This window comes from Neobacillus sp. NRS-1170, from assembly GCF_050468025.1.
This window is the reverse complement of the sequence record NZ_JBITPF010000009.1, coordinates 1-22,002: the sequence shown is the minus strand read 5'-3', so window position 1 is coordinate 22,002 and position 22,002 is coordinate 1. Positions and strand designations below refer to the sequence as shown.

Sequence of the window (22,002 nt, the reverse complement as noted above, 5' to 3'; positions counted from 1 at the left end):
TAATCCCTCAAGGATTAACCGCTTTTTTTATTACTTTATTTCATCCATGATTTTTTCGTATACTTCTTTTTTATTAAATTCTTTTCCCATCGGAAATTTTTCAATAAATGTATTGTTTTCATCTACTAAATAGGTAAAGGTTGAATGAATGAATTGGCCATTCCCTGGGTCTTTATATTGAAATTGTAGTGCCCCCGTGACCTGCTTTATTTTTTGCTGTTCTTCTTTTATTTTTTGTTTATCTCCAGTTAAGAACTGCCAGCTGTCATCATTATTAATTTCAAAACCCTTCATATAACCTTTTAAGATTTCAGGTGTGTCACGATATGGGTCAATTGTGATGGTGATAAATTCGATATCCTTGCCAAATACACCGCTTTTTACTAAATCGTTTTTTAAGCCCACCATTTTTTGCGTCGTTGTTGGGCAGATATCAGGACAATGAGTGTAGATGAATTCAACAAGTTTTAATTTCGTTTGATCCTTGCCAAAATTATAGTTTTCTTTATTTTGGTTAATTAGGGTCACATTTGCTGGTATTTTAGCGTTTGCATCGCGTATTAGAAAAAACGATATTCCCGCAGTAATACCAAGGAACACCGCTAGACTGCAAATAAGATAAATCTTTTTCATTTTGAATCCCTCCTATCAAAAGGATAAAGAAGTTCACGGAAAAATGATATGGATAATTTGTGAACAAAAGCCTATTTTGCCGAACATTTGTTGACAATCTATTCCAAATATCGTATTCTAAAGTTGAATTATAATTTTTAATTTAGAAGGAGTATGTTTTATGTTAGGTGTCGTTCTTAACTAATCCAATCAATTGGATATTTTCATTCCATGGCGCTTGTCTGTTTTTTATGTACAGAGAAGGCTTATTTAAGTATGGTTGGAATGAAGTTAAGAACAATGGGCAAACATACGCATACATCTTTTACCAATGATGCTGTGTACACTCTTGTAGACAGTTTTTATTTTGGATAAATTTTGTATAAAAAAATGAGTATTTTAAACTCGTTTTTTTCAGCCGCAATGACATTGTTCATTGCGGCTTTTTTTTATTACAAAGGAGGCAACAAAATTGAATCAACATACTTTTCAAACGTTAGAATTTCAACAAATAAAAGAAACGATTGCACAGTATGCGTTAACAAAAGAAGGAAAAGAAAAAATTCTGCAGCTGTCACCTTCAACAAATAAAAACCAAATAGAGGCTTGGCTTGATGAAGTTTCCGAAGCTGTTCACATTTTAAAGAAGAGTTCCAGTGTACCCATTTCTGGGATGTATGGAATGGATGCGCTAGTAAAGAATTTGAATAAAGGTGCCGCCTTAAGGCCTGATCAACTATCAAAGCTGTATGATTTTTTGGATTGCTGCGGCAAAATGAAAAGATACATGAAGGATAAGGAATTTTATGCACCAAGGGTTTCCGCCTATGTCGATACAATCGATGAATTGCCAGAGCTGGCAAGCGAGATTATTCGCTGCATCCGAAATGGAAGAGTTGATGACTATGCAACTAAAGATCTGCTAAAAATTAGAAAACAAATGGCCATTCACGAGGAACGGCTTAAAGAAAAAAGCATGCAGTTGATCCGCTCAAATAAATATAAAACTTATTTGCAAGAAAATGTAATCAGTCAGCGAAATGGAAGATATGTCATACCTATTAAGAAGGAATACCGGAATAAAATAAAAGGCACGGTGCTTGATACATCAGCATCGGGTTCCACGCTTTTTATTGAACCTGAAGAAATGGCTGTTTTTCAGGATCAGCTGACATGGCTGCAAGCTGATGAAGAGATAGAAGTGCAAAAAGTGTTGTATTTCTTAACGGGATTAGTCGAAGAAAAAGAGCAGCAAATCCACCTTGCAATCGAAATCATGGTGCATTACGACTTTTTATTCGCCAAGGCCAAGTACTGCCGTTCAATTAATGCGGTCAAAGTGGAAGTTAATGATTTAGAAGAAATTGAGATCATTGATGCAAAACATCCTTTATTAGGTGATAAGGCAGTGCCATTATCGTTTAGATTAGGGCAAAGTCAAAAAGCATTAGTGATTACTGGTCCTAATACTGGAGGAAAAACGGTTACAATTAAAACTGTAGGCCTTTTAACCTTAATGGTACAATGTGGTCTCCATATTCCAGCAGCGGAAGGAAGTAAAATATGTATCTTTGAAAGGATTTTAGTAGATATTGGGGACGGTCAGAGCATTTCCGAAAATTTGAGCACCTTTAGTTCAAGAATCGTAAATATTATTAACATCCTTAAAGAGACAAATAACAGAACCCTGGCACTATTAGATGAACTAGGTTCAGGTACAGACCCAGGGGAAGGAATGGGCCTGGCCACGGCGATTTTGGAAACTCTTTATGAAAAAGGGGCTATCATCCTCGCAACCACTCACTATAGTGAAATTAAGGAATTTGCTGAAAATCACCATGGTTTTATTAATGGGTCAATGGAGTTTGACTTAAACACACTTAGTCCAACATATCGCTTAAATATTGGCAGGGGAGGGGAAAGCCAGGCGTTTGCGATTGCTTTAAAGCTTGGCATTCATCCGAAAATAATTGAAAAGGCACATAGGATTACCTATAAGGAAGAAAAAAATTATACAACTGCCATAACAGATCCATGGAAACTGAAGGAAATCGAGAAACAGGTAATTATCAATAAATATCAGAACCAAAAAAAAGCCAGCAGAACAGAATTGCAAATTCCAAAATATCAACAGGGTGACAATGTCAAGGTTTCACCTGCTAATGAATTTGGTATCGTTTATCAGGGGCCAGATTCACAAGGGAATTATGTAGTACAAATTAAAGGGGAAAAAGTGTCAGTAAACCACAAAAGGTTAACTCTTTATATTGCAGCAAGTGAACTATATCCAGAGGATTATGACTTTGATATTATTTTTCAATCAAAAGAGAACAGGAAAAAAAGTAAAATTCTTTCGAAAAGGCACGAGGAAAAAATTATTATCGATCATACGGAATAACAAATTTTGCTAGGACTTTGTATAAAGTTCTAGCTTTTTTCATTTGGCTATATTAAAGGCTAATATTGATTTTGACCTATGTTATTTGGAACACAAATCAACAGCATTGGGTTGAAATCGCTTTATAAACTGTCAAATATCGTTCAAGGTTTACTTATTAACAAAAGGGAAATGGAGGTTTATGATGTTTATATAAATTATATGTGAATTAATTCACAATCAGAAGGAGTCTTTCTTATGGAACTTCAACCAATGGAACAAGTGATTAGTCTTGCATTAAAAAAGAAAAAAATACTTGATGAATCGGTCATTAAGTATTTAATAAGAGCAGCTCTGTCTGGCATTTATATTGGATTTGGCATTATGTTATCATTTCGGTTGGGAGAAGGTTTTTTTGATATTCACTCACCAGTGGCATCATTGATGACTTCCATCTTTTTTGGAATCGCCCTGGTTTTAATTATTTATGGCGGTTCCGAATTATTTACCGGTAATACTATGTATTTCACAGTGAGTACATTAAATAAACAAACTTCATGGAAGGATACACTCCAAAATTGGATTGCATGCTATACCGGAAATCTCATAGGTGCTGTTTTTTTCGCCCTGCTAGTGTTGTATTCCGGGATTTTTTCAACGCTGGATAATAGTCAGCTTTTAATGGAAACAGCGGCTCATAAAATGGAATATTCAACGATGGAGTTATTTTTTCGAGCCATCCTTTGTAACTGGGTTGTTTGTTTAGCTGTTTGGATCCCTATGCACGTGAAAGGAGATGGAGGCAAAATAGCTGTTATGATGCTGTTGGTGTTTGCCTTTGTTGCTTCTGGATTCGAGCATAGTGTGGCCAATATGGTGACGTTTTCACTTGCCTTAATCCTGCCGCATCCAGATACGATAACCCTTGCAGGCGCATTTCATAATTTAATTCCTGTTACCATTGGAAATATTATCGGCGGAGGGCTGTTTGTAGGTGGCACCTATGTGTTTTTATCTACGACTTCAAATCAAAAACAGCATCTAAAACTTACGAAAAAAGGAACAGTAAAACCTTCATATTTAAAAAAGGCAAAAGCATAGCCTTCCAGTTCAGGAAGGCTTTCGTTATTAAATTCTTATTCCTTTATTGATATTCTTGATGTATTGTTCAGCCAATAACTGCTTTACTTCATTGTAGCTTAAACCTGACTGTTCATTTAACCTCTTTACTTCTTCAATATCTGTACCTGCAACCGTAAATCGTTTTGAGTTCAACTTCATATTGTTTTATTCTCCTTTAGCAAAAAAATTTCTCGAAATGAAAGGTATTTTTTAGGACATACTATAAAAAAAGGAGGCGGTTCCAATTTTTTATGGCAAACGGGCAAAAGACGAAGAAATTGAGACAATTCTAGTGGATACCGAAGTTTATTCCTGTATGGATGATTCATGTATTGGCTGGATGAGAAAGGATTTTGTTACAGACGATTTACTTTGTCCAATGTGTGGCAATCATATGGCACAGGAAATTCGTGAGCTTCCTAAAATATAATACATGTGTTTTTAAAAAGACTGTCTGTTATCGGACAGTCCTTTTTTTATTATAGATTTTCGTTTTGCTGGCCAATTTCACCTTCTGCAATAATGGTATTTGCTTCCTCAAGTGCCTCATGCTCGTCAACTGAGTCTCCGGGGACATTTTTTAAGTTAGGAAAAACCGCACCTGTATTAACAGTAATGAGTTTTTCTTTTGGTGCAGTCGATAGGTAATCTTCTTTTTTCGCCATTCGAATCAACTCCTTATGAACAGGTTTTGCTTCTTAAAAAAGGATTATGCTTACTTAATTCTTTTTAAAAAGGAATTTTTTGAAAACTGCTCTGTTAACTTAGTTGTTGATTCGCGCCTTCCGCTCCAATCAACAGTTTTAAAATTAACAAGGCCATTACATTGCTTGAAAATAAAAAACTCTCCTTCTCAGGAGAGTTTTCATTTTATTCCTCTTTTTTAGATAAACAGTGATCGCATTCCATTAAATAAGATTCAGCTTGCTCCTCCATATGCTGGCCGCATTCTGGACATTGTTTTTTGGGCAAATTACGAAAAAATTCAACCGGGCTCATTAACATATTAAACTCCTCCTTTGATAATACAGATATGAATTTATTATTTGTTATAGTACAGAAAGGGCAAAAATTTATTCTTCTCTTTTTGACAAACAACGATCACATTCCATTAAGTAAGATTCAGCTTGCTCCTCCATATGCTGGCCGCATTCTGGACATTCCTTTTTAGGTAACGTACGGAAAAACTCTACTGGATTCATTAACATTTAAAACTCCTCCTTTATTAATACAGTTTATTTTTGTTCCCTTTGTTATAGTACAGTATAAACAAAAAATCAGAAAATGTGTAGACCTTTTTTTGAAAAATTTTAACTATTTTAAAAATAAGACTTTTATCACGGTTGAGATTACCAATGAATTGATTTAAATCATGACAAAGGAGAAAAATGTTAAAATAAATTTTACTATGGGTTTTCTACGAATTAGGACTTCCATAACCGATTTGATTACATTACAATCATAGTAGAAATAGACTAGAATAAAGGGGGAAGCTAGTTAATGAGTGAAATGGCAGAAACGTTTCACCCTTATTTTTTTATCATTGCGATTGGTTTAACCATAATGGCTTCATATACAGCATTAGACATGTTTACCTTAATCCGGTCATCGGATCAAAATAAACGGCTGTTGTTCCTTGGCGGGACAATTTCCATGGGCGTAGGAATATGGATTATGAATTTCATGGGGCTGATTGCATCTGATACAAGTTTGCTATCCAGTTATCATATTCCGTTAACCATTCTTTCCATATTTATTGGCATAGCTTTTACAGGGTTGGCCTTTATCCCGTTCTTTAGTAGAAAAATCCATTTTTACCATTTGATAATTGGGAGCTTTTTATTAGCACTTGCTGTAATCGCAATCCATGTTATTGGTATTTATGCAATGAACGTGACGATTAAATATAATGTACTTTTATTTATTTTTTCAGGCATATTAATTTTTACTTCCTTTTTATTTTCTTTATGGATTCTTTTTTCTCCAAAAAGCAATACATTTGGAAACCTAGTCTGGTTAAAACCAGTAAGTGCTATTATCATATCTGGAGCCATTGCAGAAGGGAATATTTTGTTAAAAAAATCTTCTATTATTGCCTCCACAACTAAAGTAATAAATGGGTCCTTTAAAGATAGCTCCTTTTTTATTTATTTGGTGATATTTGTATCCGTCCTTATTATCGGCGGCCTAATTGTCTCGAGCACCTTGATCAGCAAACAACTAGCTGCCTCAGATACAAATTTAAAGGACATTAAATCAGCATTGGATGCTTCCGCTATTGTTGCCATTACAGACCCATATGGAACAATTATTTATGTTAATGATAAATTTGAAGAAATTTCAAAGTATTCCCGGGATGAAATAATTGGTAAGAACCATCGGATATTAAATTCTGGATATCATCCAAAAGAGTTCTTTACTGACTTATGGAAGACCATTCAATCAGGGGAAATTTGGCGCGGAGAAATAAGAAATAAAGCAAAGGATGGCTCCTTTTATTGGGTGGATACTACCATTGTTCCATTTTTAGATAGGCGGCGGAAGCCGGTCCAATATATCGCGATTCGTTCAGATATCACACAGCGCAAATTAGCGGAGAAGAGTCTTTTAGAATCAACCAAAGAAGTTCGCGATATCACCTTTGCCCTCGACCAATCATCCATCGTAGCCATTACGGATGAAAAAGGAAGGATTACCACCGTAAATGAAAAATTCTGTGAGATTTCCCAGTATAACCGCGAAGAATTAATTGGTGAGGACCATCGAATTCTCAATTCCGGATATCACTCAAAAGATTTCTTTAAGGAACTTTGGAGTACCATCGGACAAGGCAAGGTATGGAAAGGAGAAATTTGCAATCGTGCTAAAGATGGCACACTTTACTGGGTCGATACCACGATTGTTCCATTTCTAAATAGCAAGGGAAAACCATATCAATATGTAGCCATTCGAACAGATATTTCCGATCGTAAACGTGCTGAGGAGCATTTAAAAGAAACCATCAAAGAAAATAATGATATAAAATTTGCCCTTGACCAATCTTCTATTGTAGCGTTTACTGATTCACGTGGAATCATAACTAGTGTCAATGATAAGTTTTGTGAGATTTCAAAATATAGTCGTGATGAGATAATCGGAAAAGATCACAGAATACTTAATTCTGGCCAGCATACTAAGGAGTTTTTCAAAAACCTCTGGAAAACCATTGGTGAGGGGAAGGTCTGGAAAGGTGAAATTCGAAATAAAGCCAAGGATGGAACGTATTATTGGGTGGATACCACGATTGTTCCATTTTTAAATGAACAAGGAAAGCCATATCAATATTTAGCGATCCGCAATGATATTACAGAAAGAAAGAAAACAGAAGAAGTTCTTCATCGCCAGGATAAACTGGCTGCTGTGGGACAATTAGCCGCAGGAGTAGCACATGAAATTCGTAACCCGCTGACTTCTATGAAAGGCTATACGGAATTTTTGCAGTTAGATGAGAAGGATCCTGAGCGGTTTGAGTTTTTAAACATTATTCTCGATGAAATTGAAAGGGTAAATACCATTGTTGAGGATTTTATGGTTTTGGCAAAACCAAAGGCAGTCGAATTAGAAGAAAAAAATGTTGTCCCAGTTATTAAAAATGTGGTTTCCTTACTTGAATTTGAGGCAAGAAAGAAAAATGTCCGTCTGGATTTTGACTGTAATCAAGAAATTATACAAATTGAATGTGATGAGAACCGTTTAAAGCAGGTGTTTTTAAATTTCATTAAGAATGGAATTGAAGCAATGCCAAACGGCGGTGATTTGCACGTAAAAACGATGATACATGAAAATAATGTTCAGATTTCGATTCAGGATACGGGTGTAGGGATTCCAAAGGATAAGTTAAACAAACTTGGTGAACCTTTTTACACTACCAAAAAAACTGGCAATGGTTTAGGGCTGATGGTAAGCTTCAAAATTATTGAAAGCCACAATGGCGAAGTCTTTGTTGAAAGTGAACTAAACAAGGGAACAACCTTTAATATCTTATTGCCAGCTAAAACAGCCTAAACTAAACGAGAGAAACCATTCTCTCGTTTTTTTATTCCCATTTTCGTCATTCATAAAATGTACAATATTTTTGAAAAAAAGAAATCTACAATCGTGATAAATAGATTAATATGATTATATAGGTATGTATCTTTTTATGGGAGGGAAGACAGTGGGAGAACCTAATTTTGTAAAAACGATTTGTGGGTATTGTGGTACTGGCTGTGGTTTAGTTCTTGAAGTCCAAGATAATAAAATTATGAAAATCCGCGGTGACAAGGAAGCACCAGTCAATAAAGGGCAAACATGTGTTAAGGGTGCCTTTGCTTATGAATATGTGCACGCCAAAAATAGGTTATCGTCTCCGCTTATTAAGAAAGCCGGTAAGCTTGTTGAAGCAACGTGGGAAGAGGCTTATCGATTAATAGGAGATAAGTTATCGGAAATTAAGACCAATTGGGGTCCTAATGCGATCAGCATGTTCGCTTGTGCAAGAAGTACAAATGAATCCAATTATATTACACAAAAATTCATGAGAACCGTCATTAATAGCAATAATATCGACGGATGTAACCGAACGTGACATGCTCCGAGCGTTGCCGGTCTGGCAACTGTTTTTGGAAGCGGTTTCCCTACAAATACTCTTGAAGACTTTGATAAGGCTGAAGTATTGCTGTTAATGGGATCTAACACGACTGAAGCTCACCCGATTATTGCTAATCGTATTAAAAAAGCAGCAAAATCAGGGCTAAAAGTAATCGTGATTGACCCAAGGAAAATAGATATGGTCAAAATCGCCCATCGTCATCTTCAAATCAACGTCGGCACAGATATTGCCTTAATCAATGCCCTTATTCATGTGATCTTAAAGGAAGGACTTTACGACCCACAATTTATCGAGCAATTTACAATAGACTTTGAAAAACTTGAACAACAAGTAGAGCTTTACACACCAGAGTATGCATCATCCATAACCGGGCTGGAAGCTAAAGATATCGTGGAAACGGCTAGAGAGTATGCGGGTTCGAGTGGATCTATGATTGCCTATACCCTTGGAATTACAGAGCATCACTGCGGTGTTAACAATGTATTTGATATTGCCAATCTTGCCCTACTAACCGGAAACATTGGGAAGCAAGGTACAGGAATTATGCCTCTAAGGGGACAAAATAATGTTCAAGGGGCAGGGGATATGGGCTGTTTACCAAATCAACTTGCTGGTGCAATGAGCCTAACAAATGAAGAGTTTCGCACCCGTTATGAAAAAGAATGGAACGTTGTGCTCAATCCTCAGGCTGGCGATACACAAACACGTACTTTTGATCGCTTAGAAATGGGGGAGTTAAAAGCATTATATATTATTGGAGAAAATCCCCTTCTTGCCGATGTTCATATAAATCATACAAAAACATTATTTGAAAAGCTTGATTTATTAATTGTTCAAGACATCTTCCTAACCGAAACTGCAAAAATGGCGGATGTAGTCTTACCAGCTAAGTCGTGGGGAGAGGTAGAGGGAACATACACAAATACAGACCGCAGAATTCAAAGGGTTCGTAAAGCGGTTGAGGCTCATCCAAATACAAAGGAAGACTGGGAAATTCTTTGTGAGCTTTCTACGTTGATGGGTTATCCAATGCATTATAACAACAGTGAAGAAATTTGGGATGAAGTCAGAAGAATTGCTTGGGAGATGTACGGCGGTATATCTTATGAAAGGCTTGAGAAAGAGTACAGCATCCATTACCCATGTCCTGATGAAAAACATCCAGGTACCTTCATTATGCATGAAAGGTTCCATCGAGCTGACCCACTTGCTAAAAAATCACCATTTGTACCGGTGGATTATACGGCTCCATTGGAATTGCCAGATGAGGAGTATCCGTTTATGTTAACAACCGGCAGACGATATGAGTCCTATAATACTCATTCTCAGACTCGTCATTATGCCGCAGGTGTGAAAATTAAACAAACTGAAGAAACAGTTGATATCCATCCAGATGACGCTGTGGCTTTAGACATTACCGATGGGGAGATTGTACAGGTACGTTCGCGAAGAGGAGTACTTGAGGTTAAGTCAAAGATTACGGAACAAGTTGTCCCTGGCCTTGTGTTTATGAGCTTCCACTGGAGTGAAACCCCAACGAATGTATTAACATTAAATGAATATGACCCAATCTCTGGAACAGCCGAATATAAAGCATGCGCTGTTTCGATTGCAAAAATAAATTAGTCTGTATTAAGGAGTAGTGTGGATAAAATCTGCACTATTCTTATTTTGATTTCAGATTATTCAGTTAATCAGAAATATTATCGTAATATAATTGCCATTCTTGTCATTTAATTAACATCTCCCTGTTCTTTGTTTCAGAAAATTTCATGTTATTATGAGTACAAGTTAGCAACGAGAGAACATGGGAGGAACAAACAATGATAAGTAAATTAAAAACATTCATCGCAGTTGCTGCACTCTCAGGAACTGTAGGCGCTAATGTACATGCGGCAGAATTAACTGTAAAAAAAGGAGATACCCTTTGGGATCTGTCAAAAGTACATAATACATCTGTAGAAAACATTCAAAAATGGAATCATCTTTCTACTGACCTGATTCATCCAGGAGATGTATTAACGATTGCAACAGAAAAGCAATATACGGTAATAAAGGATGATACATTATGGGATATTGCTCAAAAATTCCAAGTATCGGTTACTCAAATAAAAGAATGGAATGAATTGAACACAGATTTAATTCATCCAGGTTTAAATCTCGTAATCTATCAAGGTTTGACCAATAAGAATATAAATAAGCCTGAGCCTGTTAAAACAGCTGCAACAGGGAGCCCAGGTGAAACTGAATCAGTTGCAGTAAGTAAACCGGTCGAAGCAAAAGCGGCTCCAGCTCCTGCTCCATCTGCACCTGCACCTGCTCCTAAGCCTGAGGCTAAGGTAAGTGAACCTGAGAAGACAAAGGAAATTACTGTTAAGGCTACAGCCTATACGGCCTCCTGTGAAGGATGTTCCGGCACAACAGCTACAGGTGTTGATTTAAACGCCAACCCTAATGCAAAGGTAATTGCAGTGGACCCAAAAGTCATTCCATTAGGAAGTAAAGTATATGTTGAAGGATATGGAGTCGCTACAGCTGCTGATACAGGAGGAGCAATTAAAGGAAATCGTATAGATGTGTTTATTCCTTCTGAACAAAAAGCGATTCAATGGGGCAAAAAGCAAATTACAATAAAAATATTAGATTAATAAAAAAAGAGTGTCAGCTACCGTCGCGGTGCCTGACACTCTTTTTTATTATCCAACTTGCTTAGCAATCGTTTTGGCCACAGTTGCTTTTCTCTGATAGAAGAACCAGTTAAGACCAAAGGCGACAACATAAAAACCGATGAAGAAATAAAAAGCTGTTACTGGAGTACCAGTTGCATTTACAGACCATCCAAAAAGTTTAGGAATAAAGAATGATCCATAGGCAGCGAAGGCCGCTGAAAAGCCAATTACCGGTGCTGCTTCTTTAGGAATGAAAATGCTAGGAATCATTTGGAATGTTGAGCCAGAACCAATACCAGATGCAAGGAACAATACCAAGAAAGCCATTAAGAAACCTGCAAATTGTTTGCCATTTAAGAAATAAATAACTCCTGCTGCACCAATCCCCATGATAACTAATACATAGGCAGTGACTTTTGCGCCGCCAAGTTTGTCAGCAAGCCAGCCGCCAACAGGTCTTGCAGCAGCGGCTACAAGCGCACCAAGGAAGGCAAGTGAGATATGTTCAGGAAATTGAGATTTTAGTAAAAGCGGAAATGCCGCAGAATACCCAATGAATGAACCAAATGTTGCAACATAAAGAGCGGTCATAATCCATGTGTGCTTACGTTTTACGATGACAAATTGATCTGCAACAGATTGTTTAGCGCCTGGGACATTATCCATTTTAAATAAAGCAAGGAGTGTCATTATTACGATTGGGATTACCCAAATAAATGCTGCATTTTGTAACCATACTTCCTGGCCGTTTGCTAATACTTGTTTGTCACCGACCAATGCGAAAGTTCCTGAAGTAATAATTAAAGGTGTTACGAATTGAACGACTGATACACCCATATTACCTAAACCGCCGTTAATACCAAGGGCTGTTCCTTTTTCCTTCTTAGGAAAGAAAAAGCTGATATTAGCAGAAGAAGAAGAGAAGTTACCACCGCCAAGTCCGCAAAGAGCTGCAAGCAAAAGCATGACAGAAAACGGAGTATCTGGATTCTGGACAGCAAAACCAATTCCAATTGCCGGTATTGCTAAAATGGCGGTAGATATTACAGTCCAGTTTTTTCCTCCTATTGAACCAACTGCGAATGTATAGACAAAACGAAGGGTTGCACCGACTAGTCCCGGAATTGCAGCGAGTGTAAATAATTGTTCCTCCGTAAATTGGAAACCGATATCGTTAAGACGTACTGCAACAACTGACCAAATCTGCCAAACGATGAATGCAAGCATCAATGAAGGAACAGAGATCCATAGGTTTCGCCTGGCATGTTTTTTTCCTTCTGTGTTCCAGAACTTTTCATCTTCTGGATTCCAATAATTAATTCGAGCCATTTTTTATTCCCCCTAAAATTCTTTTAAAAATTATCTTTGAAAGAGTAAATGTTGTTTATGTTGTTACTATAAATCAGATGGTAACATGAATTTTGTGACGTACGTCACAAAAATGGTGAAGGAATTGTGAACTGTGGTGCAATGACAAAAAGTTGTAATATTTATCACATTTTTAACTAAAAACAAATGAAAAAGAGACCCTCAATAGAGGATCCCTTCGCATGATTTATTTTTTTGCGGGCTTAACCATATCTTCGTAAAACATGCCAACGTAATTTTTAATTTCCCCTATGTCGTCTTTGATAGCGGTTATGGTTAACCATTCCCGGTATATCTCATTGTTTTTCCGTTTGTTCCAAATGAAACCTTCCCAAACTCCATTTGTTTTTAATTCAGACCACATACTTTTATAAAATTCATTGTCATGTTCACCAGATTGAAGAACGCTAGGTGTTTTCCCGATTACATCTTTTTGTGTATAACCAGTTATTTTTGTAAAGGCCGGATTGACCTTTTGAATGATCCCGTTATTATCGGTTACACAGATTCCATCAACGGCATGGTTAACAATTTTTGAGGATATATCCAGTTTTTCCTGATAAAAAAGCCAAACAACAATGACTAAGCTTGCTAATGAAAATTCTGATAGAGACATAAATCCAATTGCATAATGACCTGTAAAATTAAAGAGAATGGTTAGTATAATCGGCGGAAAGTAACCTCCTAAGCCGCCCATTGCAGCAACAATCCCATTGACAATACCTGCCTGTTTTGAAAAATATAACGGGACAAGCTTAAAGATGGCCCCGTTACCGATGCCGGCAAAGAAGGCAACTAGCAAACAGCCAAAGGAATATATAGGTAAAGATGGGGTAAATGATAATAGAAATCCAGCAAATGTCAGGCTGAAAAATACTGCCATAAGGATAAGAAATGGATTGATTTTATCCCCGAGCCAGCCGCCGATAGGTCTGAATAATGTTGCTAAAGCAATAAAGCCTGCCGTCCGCAGGCCGGCATCTACCTTATTCAATTCAAAATGATTGACTAAGAATGAAGGCAGATAAATGGTGAAGGCCACAAATGAACCAAATGTAATAAAATAAAACAAGCTTAAGAACCAAAGTTTTGGGTTTTTATATACTTCCTTGACTTGCTCGGATAATGGATGAATAACTTTCTTTTCTTCACGATCCCCTAGGAGAAAATTAATTAAGGCAAAAACCAAAATGACAATGAGGTATATCTTTATAGTCATTCTCCAGCCAAATTGATTGGCTAAAACAGGAGCTAAAAAGGATGTAACCGCTGTTCCAATATTCCCTGCCCCATAAATCCCATTTATAAAGCCATGTTTAGCTTTTTCAAAATACTTAGGTAAAGAAGTGACACCGATTGAAAATATTGCTCCGCCAACTCCAAGCATAAAACCGCCTATTATTAACATTAGTAACGAATTCGCATAACTAATTACAGCAATAGGTATAAGGAGAATGATAAAACTGCTTGAAAACAATTTTCTTGCACCGTATCGATTCGTCCAATAACCTATCGGAACCCTAAGAAGGGAGCCTAAAATAACAGGAACGGCAGTTACCCAGGCAATCTGAGTTGAGGAAAGTTGAATATCCGCATTGATAAAAGGCATAAGTGATGAAATAAGTACCCAGTTCATAAAGCCAGCAACAAGACTTCCCGTTTGAATAAAAAGTTGTTTTGTTCCTTGGTTCATAAAGTAATCCCCCTCGATAAAAGCATTTTGTTTGGGAAAATTTTCTTTGAGTATTATAAAACAATTTTCTTTAATTGACTGTGAGGTTGGACACAATTCTATTAAAATTACAAAATAATTAGGTAAAAGTTTGGAAAAAGTAAGGTTGGATATTACGCAGGATAGGGGGAATATTATGCAGCGAAAAAAGAATTTTCCTAATCCACCTAAGATTCTCGTTCTGGGTTTTGCCTCCATCATTTTAATAGGTGCTTATTACTGACTTTTGCGGTAACAATGCGGAGAAACCCAAATGCATTCAGATATCCATAGGGCAAAATCATGATCGGGTAAAAACATCAAGGAGGTATATTGACGATATGGCTGATCAATACGCAGTAATTGGTTTAGGAAGGTTTGGGTTAAGTATTGCCAATAAATTATATGAATCCGGCCAGGAAGTACTTGGTATTGATGTGAATGAAGAAAGGGTGGAGGACTCCCATCCGTATGTGACACATGCAGTCATAGCGGATTCAACTGATTCAGAGGCATTAAAATCAATTGGAATCCTTAACTTTGACAATGTGATCGTGGCCATCGGCAATGATATCCAAGCTAGCATTTTAAGCGTTTTGCTCCTAAAGGAGCTGGGGGTTAAAAAGGTAATCGCAAAAGCTTTAAATAAGCTTCATGGTCAGGTGCTTAAAAAAGTTGGTGCAGACTGGGTCGTATTTCCTGAACGTGATATGGGAATTAGAGTGGCTCATCAGCTTTTATCACCTAACGTGTTGAATTTTATCGAAATCTCAAAGGATTATAGTGTTGAAGAGGTGAAAATCCCTGATAGGATGGTGGAAAAAACTTTAAGAGAGATAGACCTTAGGGCAGAGTATAATATTAGTGTAATTGCCATTCGCCATGATAACGAAATTAATATATCACCTTCACCAGATGAAAAAATCGGTTATGGTGATGTCTTAGTTATTATTGGTGAAAATCGTGACCTTGAGCGGTTTGCTAATCTTCAATAAAGAGGCCCCCCAATTAATTGGGGGGCTGTTTTGGTAAAACAAGCTTAAATTTTGTACCTGCAAGCTAAAAGCAATTTGGAAATTCCTTTCTTTTTTCTGTTTTGAAAGTAATTTATGGACAAGAGGAATGATCATTATTATAAAAAAATGAAGAAACAAATCCTTTATAAAATCTGCCACATCAAAGCTCCCTTTCAAGTTACCGTATAATAACAAATTATACCAAAAATAGACAAATTTCTCTCTATTATTTTTGCATTCATAATAAAAAATGATGGATGGTTGCTGGCATGTTACTATAGAAATAACAATGGAAAATGGGAGCGATGTTCGATGAATTTTCATGATATTAAATCTTTTGACGAGCGATTAGCGTTTATGAAAAATCTATCAAAAAAGTTTCTTATAAGGGCCCATCAAATAGATATTGAAGGGAGCTTTCCGTTTGAAAATATTCAGGATTTAAAAACCTCTGGCTATACTTCATTAACAGTCCCGAAAAAATACGGAGGGGAGGAAATTTCCCTATATGAGTTAATTCGCTTACAGGAGATGATTGCCGAAGGCGATGGTGCAACCGCTCTATCAATAGGCTGGCATATGGGAATCCTTCTTAATCTAAGTGAAAAAGAACCATGGGATGAAGGCATTTTTAAAGTGCTTTGTGAAAAGGTGAAACAGGGCGCTTTAATTAATAGTGCTCAATCAGAACCAATGACCGGAAGTCCAACACGCGGGGGCAGGCCAGTGACTTACGCACAAAAAAGCGGAAATAATTGGTTGATTAATGGCAAGAAAACCTTTACGACAATGTCTCCTGTTCTTGACTATTTTATTGTCAATGCAGCGATAAAAGATTCAAATGAAATTGGCAACTTCCTCATTCCACGGTCTACAAATGGGGTCGAGATAGAAGAAACGTGGGACAGTATCGCTTTAAGAGGCACAGGGAGTCATGATTTAATTCTTAACAATGTAATGATACCTGATGAGAACTTCGTTGAACGAGTTCGCTTCGAAAACAAAAGAGCAAACGGCTGGCTTCTTCATATCCCGGCTTGTTATCTTGGAATTGCAAAAGCCGCTAAAAAGTATGCCATCCAATTTGCTGAAAACTATGCACCTAATAGTATTCAAGGCACCATAATCGATTTGCCAAACGTTCAGCAAAAAATAGGAGAAATAGAGTTAAAACTTATGCAGTCAGAGTATTTTTTATATAGCGTTGCAAAACAATGGGATATTTCGAGTGAACAAGAAAGGGATAAGATGGGACCAATATTGGGTGCTGCAAAGTTAACGGTTACAAATTCGGCTATTTCTATAGTAGACCTTGCCATGAGAATCGTTGGCGCCAAAAGCCTTTCGTTACAAAATCCCCTGCAGCGATATTATCGAGATGTACGAGCAGGTCTGCATAATCCTCCGATGGATGATATGACAATTCAACTCCTTGCGAAACATAGCATACTTAACTGCCAATAAAAAACCAGCTAAATGGCTGGTCAGATTGTCGGGAAAGGGTATTTTTCTCGGCATTTTTTTGTTTGGATCTTCATCACCGCTGGCCTGTTGATTCGCTCCGGCACGCCCGCGGAAAGCGATGCGCCTGGAGCGCAAATCAGCAGACTTGTTGAGAACATTATCATTTTTGTTATTACATTTCCATAAAAAAACGAGGTAATTAATAAAAACTACGATTCGACTAAAAAGTCCATATAATTTAAAAAACCTTTTTTTCGACATCATTTTTATAATTTAGAATCTCAATGGATATGTTATAAAAAAGGAGTGAAGCATAATGCCCAGAGGGAAAGAATTAGAGCAGCTGCCAATGGCAAATATTGCGCCGGGCGCTGGGAAGGATGCAGGTAAATATAAACGAGAAGTGCTTGGAAGTATTGTGCAGCAAGAACAGCCGCAACCAGGCGACATTGATAAGGAAAATGAGGACATGATTTAAGGCAGGTATCAAACCTGCCTTTACTTATGGTATTTAAATGAATTATTCTTCGATCAGTTCACCAATTTCCACTATTGTTCTTTCTTCTAGTGGCCCCCGTAAATGGACTGTTGCTGTTTTTCCATCTTCATTTAATTGGTCAATCCATACGGAAGAGCCGTTATATTTGACCTCAATATCAGCGGAAGAAGATAATATTTGTTTTACACGATTTACATTCATATTTTCACTCCTAAAAATTATTTTTGTAACCGCTTTCTGAATGTCTATATTATAGTAGAAACTCGGTTGAACTTGATGATTATCGTTCATAAGGCTCAATTTGGATACCATTGATCGTACCTGGTTGTTCAATTTCTTCTAGATTATTCAAATAATTAGTCAGTTCAACTTGCAAGTCCTTTGGTGCACCAGGTTTTAAATGCCAGTTTCCGGGTTCATCAACGAAATATGGACTCTTCGTAAATTCAGGCCTTATTCTCGGCATATTTATTTCTCCTTTTTATAATAACTATATGTTTAGACTAACCAGTAACCATGGAAGTCATGCAAAATCCCCATCTTTAAAGATAAGTAAAAAATCATATTGCATCCTCTATTTTTCAGGTATAGAATAGATGAAAATCACTTTCGTTTTAGGATTTCCATCATTTGGGTGAAATTAAATGGTGAAAAAGATGAAACTAATTATAAGTGAAATCGTCTTATATAATTGAGGATTGAAAATAGTCATGTCCAACATATAACCAACATAAGATTAAAGGGATATTTAATTGACACGGGTTTGAACAAGCCGAAGGGGGAAATCGGTTTGTCGAATGGTTTAGAAAAAAGACGTACGTTTTAGGTCATATATTACTTAAAATGGCATAATTTATGTTTTTATTTTATAAGAATCTGTGTTATAGTAATTGAGGTTCGTTTACCGGAGCTTATTTTGGTAAGTGAGAGGAGAATTATAGAGATGAATAAAATTAGACTACCTAAAAAATTCAGCAATAGTCATATTACATTCTTCGCCATTGCCGTAGTATTATTCTGGATCAAAACATATGCGGCATATCAAATTGAATTTAACTTAGGCATTGATAATAACCTGCAGAAATTTTTATTATTGATTAACCCATTAAGCTCAGCGCTTTTCTTTTTTGGAATTGCACTGCTTTTTAAGAAGCGTACTAAGCTTGTCATGATTATTACCAACTTCTTTTTATCGTTCTTATTGTACGCTAATATTGCCTATTATCGCTTTTTTAATGATTTTATTACTGTGCCAGTTTTAATGCAGACTAAGACAAACGCGGGACAACTAGGGGACAGTGCCCTTTCATTAATGTCACCTTTTGATATTTTTTATTTTTCCGATATGTTTATCTTAATTGCTTTAGCATTAACAGTATTTAAGAAAGTAACGGTAACGAACAGAAAATCCTTTAAAATTGTTTTGCTTTTTTCAATTACTACGTTTTTATTTAATCTTGGTCTAGCCGAAAAGGATCGCCCGCAGCTCTTAAGCCGTTCCTTTGACCGAAATTATTTAGTGAAGTATCTAGGTGCTTATAACTTTACGATTTATGATGTGATTCAAAATATTAAATCATCAAGTCAAAGAGCATTAGCTGATTCAAGTGATATTACTGATGTTGAGAACTATCGTAAAGCGAATTATGCTGCTCCAAACCCTGAATATTTTGGTAAAGCTAAAGGAATGAACGTCATTTATATTTCAATGGAATCATTTCAAAGCTTTATGATTAATTATAAAATGCCTGATGGGCAGGAAGTAACACCGTTTCTTAACTCGCTAACACATGACAAAAACACGTTTTATTTTGAAAACTTTTATCATCAGACAGGGCAAGGAAAAACCTCTGATGCCGAGTTCTTGATGGAAAACTCATTATATCCAATGGCCCAGGGTGCCGTTTTTGTTAATAAAGCACAAAACACTTATCAAGCAACTCCTTCAATCCTAAAGGGTTATGGGTATAATTCAGCAGTATTCCACGGGAACTATAAAACGTTCTGGAATCGAAATGTAATGTATAAAGCTTTAGGTTATGATCAGTTTTTTGATGCTGAATACTATAGCATGAGTGATGAAAATACAAAGAACTATGGCATGAAGGATAAACCTTTCTTTAAAGAATCAATGCCATTACTAACTAGCTTGAAACAGCCTTTCTATACAAAGTTTATTTCTTTATCGAACCATTTCCCATTTGAAATGGATCCAAAAGATACTGATTTTCCTGCAGGCGATACTGGGGATACAGTGGTTAACCAATATTTCCAATCAGCACATTATATGGACCAAGCGTTTGAGCAGTTCTTTAACGATTTAAAAGCTTCTGGTTTATATGATAATACTGTAATTGTTATGTACGGTGATCACTACGGAATTTCAGAAAACCATAATGATGCAATGGCAAAGGTTCTTGGGGTTGATGAAATTACGCCAACAATCAATGCTAATTTGCAGCGAGTTCCATTATTTATTCATGTTCCAGGTGTAAAAGGCGGTATTCAAAAGCAGTATGGCGGTGAAGTGGACGTTCGTCCTACTCTACTGCATTTATTAGGAATTGATACTAAGGATTACATGGAGTTTGGATCAGATTTATTATCAAAAGATCACCGCAATTGGGCTCTATTCAGAAATGGAGACTTTGTCTCACCTGAGGTTATTCAGATTAAAGATAAATGCTATTCCACTGCGACTGGTGCAGTGGTGGATAAAGCCAATGCATGTAAGGATATTAGTGATAAGGTAAATAGTGAACTTCAAATGTCCGATGAGGTTGTTTATAAAGACCTATTAAGATTCTATAAGCCTCAGGGATATACACCTATTAATCCGAACGATTACGAATATTTAGGACCAAAAGGGAATAAAGGAACCAAAGCGACTGAAAATAATTAAAATTGAGAGAAGAAATTTTCTTCTCTCTTTTTTCTGTTTGATAGGTAATCGGGTAGGGGGATCACTGATGAATAAAAAGTTTTTTGAACCATTATTTATTTTCTTTGTAATGATATCATTCATTCTTTCAGGATGTTCAGGAAGTGAAGTCGCAGAAAAAGTCAAATCAGATAAAAATTCAACAACGCCAGTTGTTCAGAATGAAAAAGAACCTTCTTCATCTGAAGAGGTTAATAATAAGAATTTACTATCTGCCACAATCGTTAAAAATATAGATGGCGATACGGTGGAGGTCAACCTAAATGGAAAAGTCGAAAAGATTCGGATGCTTTGTGTGGATACACCGGAAACACATCACCCCCGCCTAGGGGTTCAGCCCTTTGGACCAGAGGCATCTGAATACACGAAAAAAATCCTTTCTGTTGGAACGAAGATAGAAATAGAACCTGGAATTGGTAATGGCCGTGACAAGTATGGTCGTTTGCTTGCTTATATTTATGTTAATGGAAAAATGTTTAATGAGATGCTTCTTGAACAAGGCCTTGCGCGAGTTGCCTATATTTATGCGCCCAATACGAAATATGTGGATGAATTTTATGCGATTCAAAAAGAGGCTCAAAAAAAAGGTATTGGCATTTGGTCCATTGAAAATTATGCTCAGGAAGATGGTTATCATGCTTCGAACAATCAAGTGACAAAAGAAAAGTCACCTGCTTCGCAATCCGGCACATCTGTGGAAAGCAATTATCAAAATAACCCAAATGATGTTCAAGAATCAAATCTTGACTGTAAAGGGAAAATTAAAGGAAATGCAAATTCTCATATTTTTCATGTTCCAGGTGGTTCTTATTATGCTTCCACGAACGATAATATCGTTTGGTTTTGTACTGAAAAGGAAGCTCTGGATGCGGGCTACCGTAAATCAAAACGGTAGGATAATTAATTTTATAAAAGAGCAGTGGGCCATGTTAGAAAAGCTCACTGCCTTTTTTATTTTTTTATGATATTAAAATAGCTAAGTCTTAGTGATTATCATATAATATATGAAATATATGCAGCAGAAGGGGGAGAGCAAATGCGAGACGTTAAATTAATAAATATCTTTGAACATCATATTGCACAAAAATATTTAAATCGCTCGGGACTAGCCCATGCGATTGCAGTGGCGTATCATGCTTTTCACTTGGGGAGAGAGCAAAAATTAGATGTGGATATTGCGTCAAAAGCAGGACTTCTTCATGATATGGGGCATTATACATGGTATAAAAACGGAAAATGGGATTATGAATTGTACAAGCAGAATGATATTCACGCTATAAAAGGAGCAGAACGTGCCCATAAGCTTTTAATTCGTCTTGGTGAAAATCCAATAAAGGCAAAGACAATTGCCCTGGCCATTTTATTTCATACGGATTCATTTTTGCCTTCAAACGATATCGTACGGACGCCATTGCAGCAAATCGTGAAATGGGCAGATGAAAAGGATGAAGAAGAAGGCGGTATGCATCATTATCGAACTATTGATTATGAGAGAGCAAAACAAAGTATCATCCGTCTGGATCAATGGATAGATACGGAAATATCCAAAAAATAAAAACAGCTGTGTAATCACTTACACAGCTGTTTTTATTT

At 36.5% G+C, this 22,002-nt stretch carries 21 protein-coding genes; 12 read left to right on the top strand and 9 right to left on the bottom strand.

The window, feature by feature from the left end; translation table 11 throughout:
- Nucleotides 1–30 precede the first annotated feature (30 nt).
- On the bottom strand, nucleotides 31–633 hold the full coding sequence (locus ACIFOT_RS02415; RefSeq protein ID WP_430061300.1) for an SCO family protein: 603 nt from the start codon (nucleotides 631–633) through the stop codon (nucleotides 31–33).
- A 451-nt stretch (nucleotides 634–1,084) separates the two neighbouring features.
- Here ACIFOT_RS02415 and ACIFOT_RS02410 point away from each other — a divergent pair, with 451 nt between their 5' ends.
- Together ACIFOT_RS02410 and ACIFOT_RS02405 are read left to right on the top strand one after the other, a co-directional pair.
- Complete coding sequence (locus ACIFOT_RS02410) at nucleotides 1,085–3,010, top strand: endonuclease MutS2 (protein WP_430061298.1); 1,926 nt, start codon at nucleotides 1,085–1,087, stop codon at nucleotides 3,008–3,010.
- A gap of 237 nt (nucleotides 3,011–3,247) precedes the next feature.
- Nucleotides 3,248–4,090 (top strand): formate/nitrite transporter family protein, encoded by an 843-nt coding sequence (locus ACIFOT_RS02405; protein WP_430061296.1) that lies wholly within the window; start codon nucleotides 3,248–3,250, stop codon nucleotides 4,088–4,090.
- A 27-nt stretch (nucleotides 4,091–4,117) separates the two neighbouring features.
- On the opposite strand, the gene ACIFOT_RS02400 is transcribed toward ACIFOT_RS02405, so the two are convergent.
- Complete coding sequence (locus ACIFOT_RS02400; protein WP_430061294.1) at nucleotides 4,118–4,270, bottom strand: hypothetical protein; 153 nt, start codon at nucleotides 4,268–4,270, stop codon at nucleotides 4,118–4,120.
- Nucleotides 4,271–4,355: 85 nt separating this feature from the next.
- On the opposite strand from ACIFOT_RS02400, the gene ACIFOT_RS02395 reads away from it, so the two are divergent.
- Nucleotides 4,356–4,541 carry a cold-inducible protein YdjO-related protein gene (locus tag ACIFOT_RS02395; protein ID WP_430061576.1) on the top strand — a complete coding sequence of 62 codons (186 nt, stop codon included), beginning with the start codon at nucleotides 4,356–4,358 and terminating at the stop codon, nucleotides 4,539–4,541.
- 49 nt (nucleotides 4,542–4,590) lie between these two features.
- Here ACIFOT_RS02395 and ACIFOT_RS02390 read toward each other — a convergent pair whose 3' ends face one another.
- From ACIFOT_RS02390 to yhfH (ACIFOT_RS02380), 3 genes are all read right to left on the bottom strand, one after another.
- The gene (locus ACIFOT_RS02390; protein ID WP_430061292.1) at nucleotides 4,591–4,776 is read right to left on the bottom strand and encodes a hypothetical protein; all 186 of its coding nucleotides are present in this window, start codon (nucleotides 4,774–4,776) and stop codon (nucleotides 4,591–4,593) included.
- 205 nt (nucleotides 4,777–4,981) lie between these two features.
- Nucleotides 4,982–5,116 (bottom strand): protein YhfH, encoded by a 135-nt coding sequence (gene yhfH / locus ACIFOT_RS02385; RefSeq protein WP_430061290.1) that lies wholly within the window; start codon nucleotides 5,114–5,116, stop codon nucleotides 4,982–4,984.
- Nucleotides 5,117–5,184: 68 nt separating this feature from the next.
- Nucleotides 5,185–5,319, bottom strand: a complete 135-nt coding sequence (gene yhfH, locus ACIFOT_RS02380; protein WP_090757656.1) for a protein YhfH — start codon at nucleotides 5,317–5,319, stop codon at nucleotides 5,185–5,187.
- Between the two features lie 292 nt (nucleotides 5,320–5,611).
- Here yhfH (ACIFOT_RS02380) and ACIFOT_RS02375 point away from each other — a divergent pair, with 292 nt between their 5' ends.
- The 3 genes from ACIFOT_RS02375 (at nucleotide 5,612) to ACIFOT_RS02365 (ending at nucleotide 11,389) form a co-directional block, all read left to right on the top strand.
- Complete coding sequence (locus ACIFOT_RS02375; protein ID WP_430061288.1) at nucleotides 5,612–8,155, top strand: PAS domain S-box protein; 2,544 nt, start codon at nucleotides 5,612–5,614, stop codon at nucleotides 8,153–8,155.
- A 124-nt stretch (nucleotides 8,156–8,279) separates the two neighbouring features.
- On the top strand, nucleotides 8,280–10,367 hold the full coding sequence (gene fdhF, locus ACIFOT_RS02370; RefSeq protein WP_430061286.1) for a formate dehydrogenase subunit alpha: 2,088 nt from the start codon (nucleotides 8,280–8,282) through the stop codon (nucleotides 10,365–10,367).
- Nucleotides 10,368–10,564: 197 nt separating this feature from the next.
- The gene (locus ACIFOT_RS02365; RefSeq protein WP_430061284.1) at nucleotides 10,565–11,389 is read left to right on the top strand and encodes a LysM peptidoglycan-binding domain-containing protein; all 825 of its coding nucleotides are present in this window, start codon (nucleotides 10,565–10,567) and stop codon (nucleotides 11,387–11,389) included.
- Nucleotides 11,390–11,437: 48 nt separating this feature from the next.
- Here the strand turns inward: ACIFOT_RS02365 and ACIFOT_RS02360 are convergent, their stop codons facing one another.
- Together ACIFOT_RS02360 and ACIFOT_RS02355 are read right to left on the bottom strand one after the other, a co-directional pair.
- Nucleotides 11,438–12,739 carry a NarK family nitrate/nitrite MFS transporter gene (locus ACIFOT_RS02360; protein ID WP_430061282.1) on the bottom strand — a complete coding sequence of 434 codons (1,302 nt, stop codon included), beginning with the start codon at nucleotides 12,737–12,739 and terminating at the stop codon, nucleotides 11,438–11,440.
- Nucleotides 12,740–12,965: 226 nt separating this feature from the next.
- Complete coding sequence (locus ACIFOT_RS02355) at nucleotides 12,966–14,471, bottom strand: nitrate/nitrite transporter (RefSeq protein WP_430061280.1); 1,506 nt, start codon at nucleotides 14,469–14,471, stop codon at nucleotides 12,966–12,968.
- Between the two features lie 359 nt (nucleotides 14,472–14,830).
- Between ACIFOT_RS02355 and ACIFOT_RS02350 the strand changes: the two genes are divergently transcribed.
- The 3 genes from ACIFOT_RS02350 (at nucleotide 14,831) to ACIFOT_RS02340 (ending at nucleotide 17,447) form a co-directional block, all read left to right on the top strand.
- Nucleotides 14,831–15,484, top strand: coding sequence for a potassium channel family protein (locus tag ACIFOT_RS02350; RefSeq protein WP_430061278.1), 654 nt, complete (start codon nucleotides 14,831–14,833; stop codon nucleotides 15,482–15,484).
- A gap of 333 nt (nucleotides 15,485–15,817) precedes the next feature.
- Nucleotides 15,818–16,969, top strand: a complete 1,152-nt coding sequence (locus ACIFOT_RS02345; protein WP_430061276.1) for an acyl-CoA dehydrogenase family protein — start codon at nucleotides 15,818–15,820, stop codon at nucleotides 16,967–16,969.
- A gap of 316 nt (nucleotides 16,970–17,285) precedes the next feature.
- Nucleotides 17,286–17,447, top strand: coding sequence for a hypothetical protein (locus ACIFOT_RS02340; RefSeq protein ID WP_430061274.1), 162 nt, complete (start codon nucleotides 17,286–17,288; stop codon nucleotides 17,445–17,447).
- Nucleotides 17,448–17,489: 42 nt separating this feature from the next.
- Here ACIFOT_RS02340 and ACIFOT_RS02335 read toward each other — a convergent pair whose 3' ends face one another.
- Together ACIFOT_RS02335 and ACIFOT_RS02330 are read right to left on the bottom strand one after the other, a co-directional pair.
- The gene (locus ACIFOT_RS02335; protein ID WP_430061272.1) at nucleotides 17,490–17,669 is read right to left on the bottom strand and encodes a small, acid-soluble spore protein, H family; all 180 of its coding nucleotides are present in this window, start codon (nucleotides 17,667–17,669) and stop codon (nucleotides 17,490–17,492) included.
- 79 nt (nucleotides 17,670–17,748) lie between these two features.
- A complete protein-coding gene (locus ACIFOT_RS02330) occupies nucleotides 17,749–17,934 on the bottom strand; it encodes a hypothetical protein (RefSeq protein ID WP_430061270.1) in 186 nt (61 codons plus the stop codon).
- Between the two features lie 477 nt (nucleotides 17,935–18,411).
- On the opposite strand from ACIFOT_RS02330, the gene ACIFOT_RS02325 reads away from it, so the two are divergent.
- From ACIFOT_RS02325 to ACIFOT_RS02315, 3 genes are all read left to right on the top strand, one after another.
- Entirely contained in the window at nucleotides 18,412–20,370 is a 1,959-nt protein-coding gene (locus tag ACIFOT_RS02325; RefSeq protein WP_430061269.1) for an LTA synthase family protein, read from the top strand.
- A 67-nt stretch (nucleotides 20,371–20,437) separates the two neighbouring features.
- The gene (locus ACIFOT_RS02320; protein WP_430061267.1) at nucleotides 20,438–21,304 is read left to right on the top strand and encodes a thermonuclease family protein; all 867 of its coding nucleotides are present in this window, start codon (nucleotides 20,438–20,440) and stop codon (nucleotides 21,302–21,304) included.
- 141 nt (nucleotides 21,305–21,445) lie between these two features.
- A complete protein-coding gene (locus ACIFOT_RS02315) occupies nucleotides 21,446–21,964 on the top strand; it encodes an HD domain-containing protein (protein ID WP_430061265.1) in 519 nt (172 codons plus the stop codon).
- Nucleotides 21,965–22,002: the final 38 nt, after the last annotated feature.

Excerpts from the sequence above, each read along its gene's own strand:
- yhfH (WP_090757656.1), bottom strand. The coding sequence starts at position 5,319 with ATGTTAATGAATCCAGTAGAGTTTTTCCGTACGTTACCTAAAAAGGAA.
- yhfH (WP_430061290.1), bottom strand. The coding sequence starts at position 5,116 with ATGTTAATGAGCCCGGTTGAATTTTTTCGTAATTTGCCCAAAAAACAA.
- ACIFOT_RS02400 (WP_430061294.1), bottom strand. The coding sequence starts at position 4,270 with ATGAAGTTGAACTCAAAACGATTTACGGTTGCAGGTACAGATATTGAA.
- ACIFOT_RS02375 (WP_430061288.1), top strand. The coding sequence starts at position 5,612 with ATGAGTGAAATGGCAGAAACGTTTCACCCTTATTTTTTTATCATTGCG.
- ACIFOT_RS02335 (WP_430061272.1), bottom strand. The coding sequence starts at position 17,669 with ATGAATGTAAATCGTGTAAAACAAATATTATCTTCTTCCGCTGATATT.
- ACIFOT_RS02325 (WP_430061269.1), top strand. The coding sequence starts at position 18,412 with ATGAATAAAATTAGACTACCTAAAAAATTCAGCAATAGTCATATTACA.
- ACIFOT_RS02350 (WP_430061278.1), top strand. The coding sequence starts at position 14,831 with ATGGCTGATCAATACGCAGTAATTGGTTTAGGAAGGTTTGGGTTAAGT.
- ACIFOT_RS02345 (WP_430061276.1), top strand. The coding sequence starts at position 15,818 with ATGAATTTTCATGATATTAAATCTTTTGACGAGCGATTAGCGTTTATG.
- ACIFOT_RS02415 (WP_430061300.1), bottom strand. The coding sequence starts at position 633 with ATGAAAAAGATTTATCTTATTTGCAGTCTAGCGGTGTTCCTTGGTATT.
- ACIFOT_RS02340 (WP_430061274.1), top strand. The coding sequence starts at position 17,286 with ATGCCCAGAGGGAAAGAATTAGAGCAGCTGCCAATGGCAAATATTGCG.
- ACIFOT_RS02355 (WP_430061280.1), bottom strand. The coding sequence starts at position 14,471 with ATGAACCAAGGAACAAAACAACTTTTTATTCAAACGGGAAGTCTTGTT.
- ACIFOT_RS02360 (WP_430061282.1), bottom strand. The coding sequence starts at position 12,739 with ATGGCTCGAATTAATTATTGGAATCCAGAAGATGAAAAGTTCTGGAAC.
- ACIFOT_RS02405 (WP_430061296.1), top strand. The coding sequence starts at position 3,248 with ATGGAACTTCAACCAATGGAACAAGTGATTAGTCTTGCATTAAAAAAG.
- ACIFOT_RS02320 (WP_430061267.1), top strand. The coding sequence starts at position 20,438 with ATGAATAAAAAGTTTTTTGAACCATTATTTATTTTCTTTGTAATGATA.
- ACIFOT_RS02390 (WP_430061292.1), bottom strand. The coding sequence starts at position 4,776 with ATGGCGAAAAAAGAAGATTACCTATCGACTGCACCAAAAGAAAAACTC.
- ACIFOT_RS02315 (WP_430061265.1), top strand. The coding sequence starts at position 21,446 with ATGCGAGACGTTAAATTAATAAATATCTTTGAACATCATATTGCACAA.
- ACIFOT_RS02330 (WP_430061270.1), bottom strand. The coding sequence starts at position 17,934 with ATGCCGAGAATAAGGCCTGAATTTACGAAGAGTCCATATTTCGTTGAT.
- ACIFOT_RS02365 (WP_430061284.1), top strand. The coding sequence starts at position 10,565 with ATGATAAGTAAATTAAAAACATTCATCGCAGTTGCTGCACTCTCAGGA.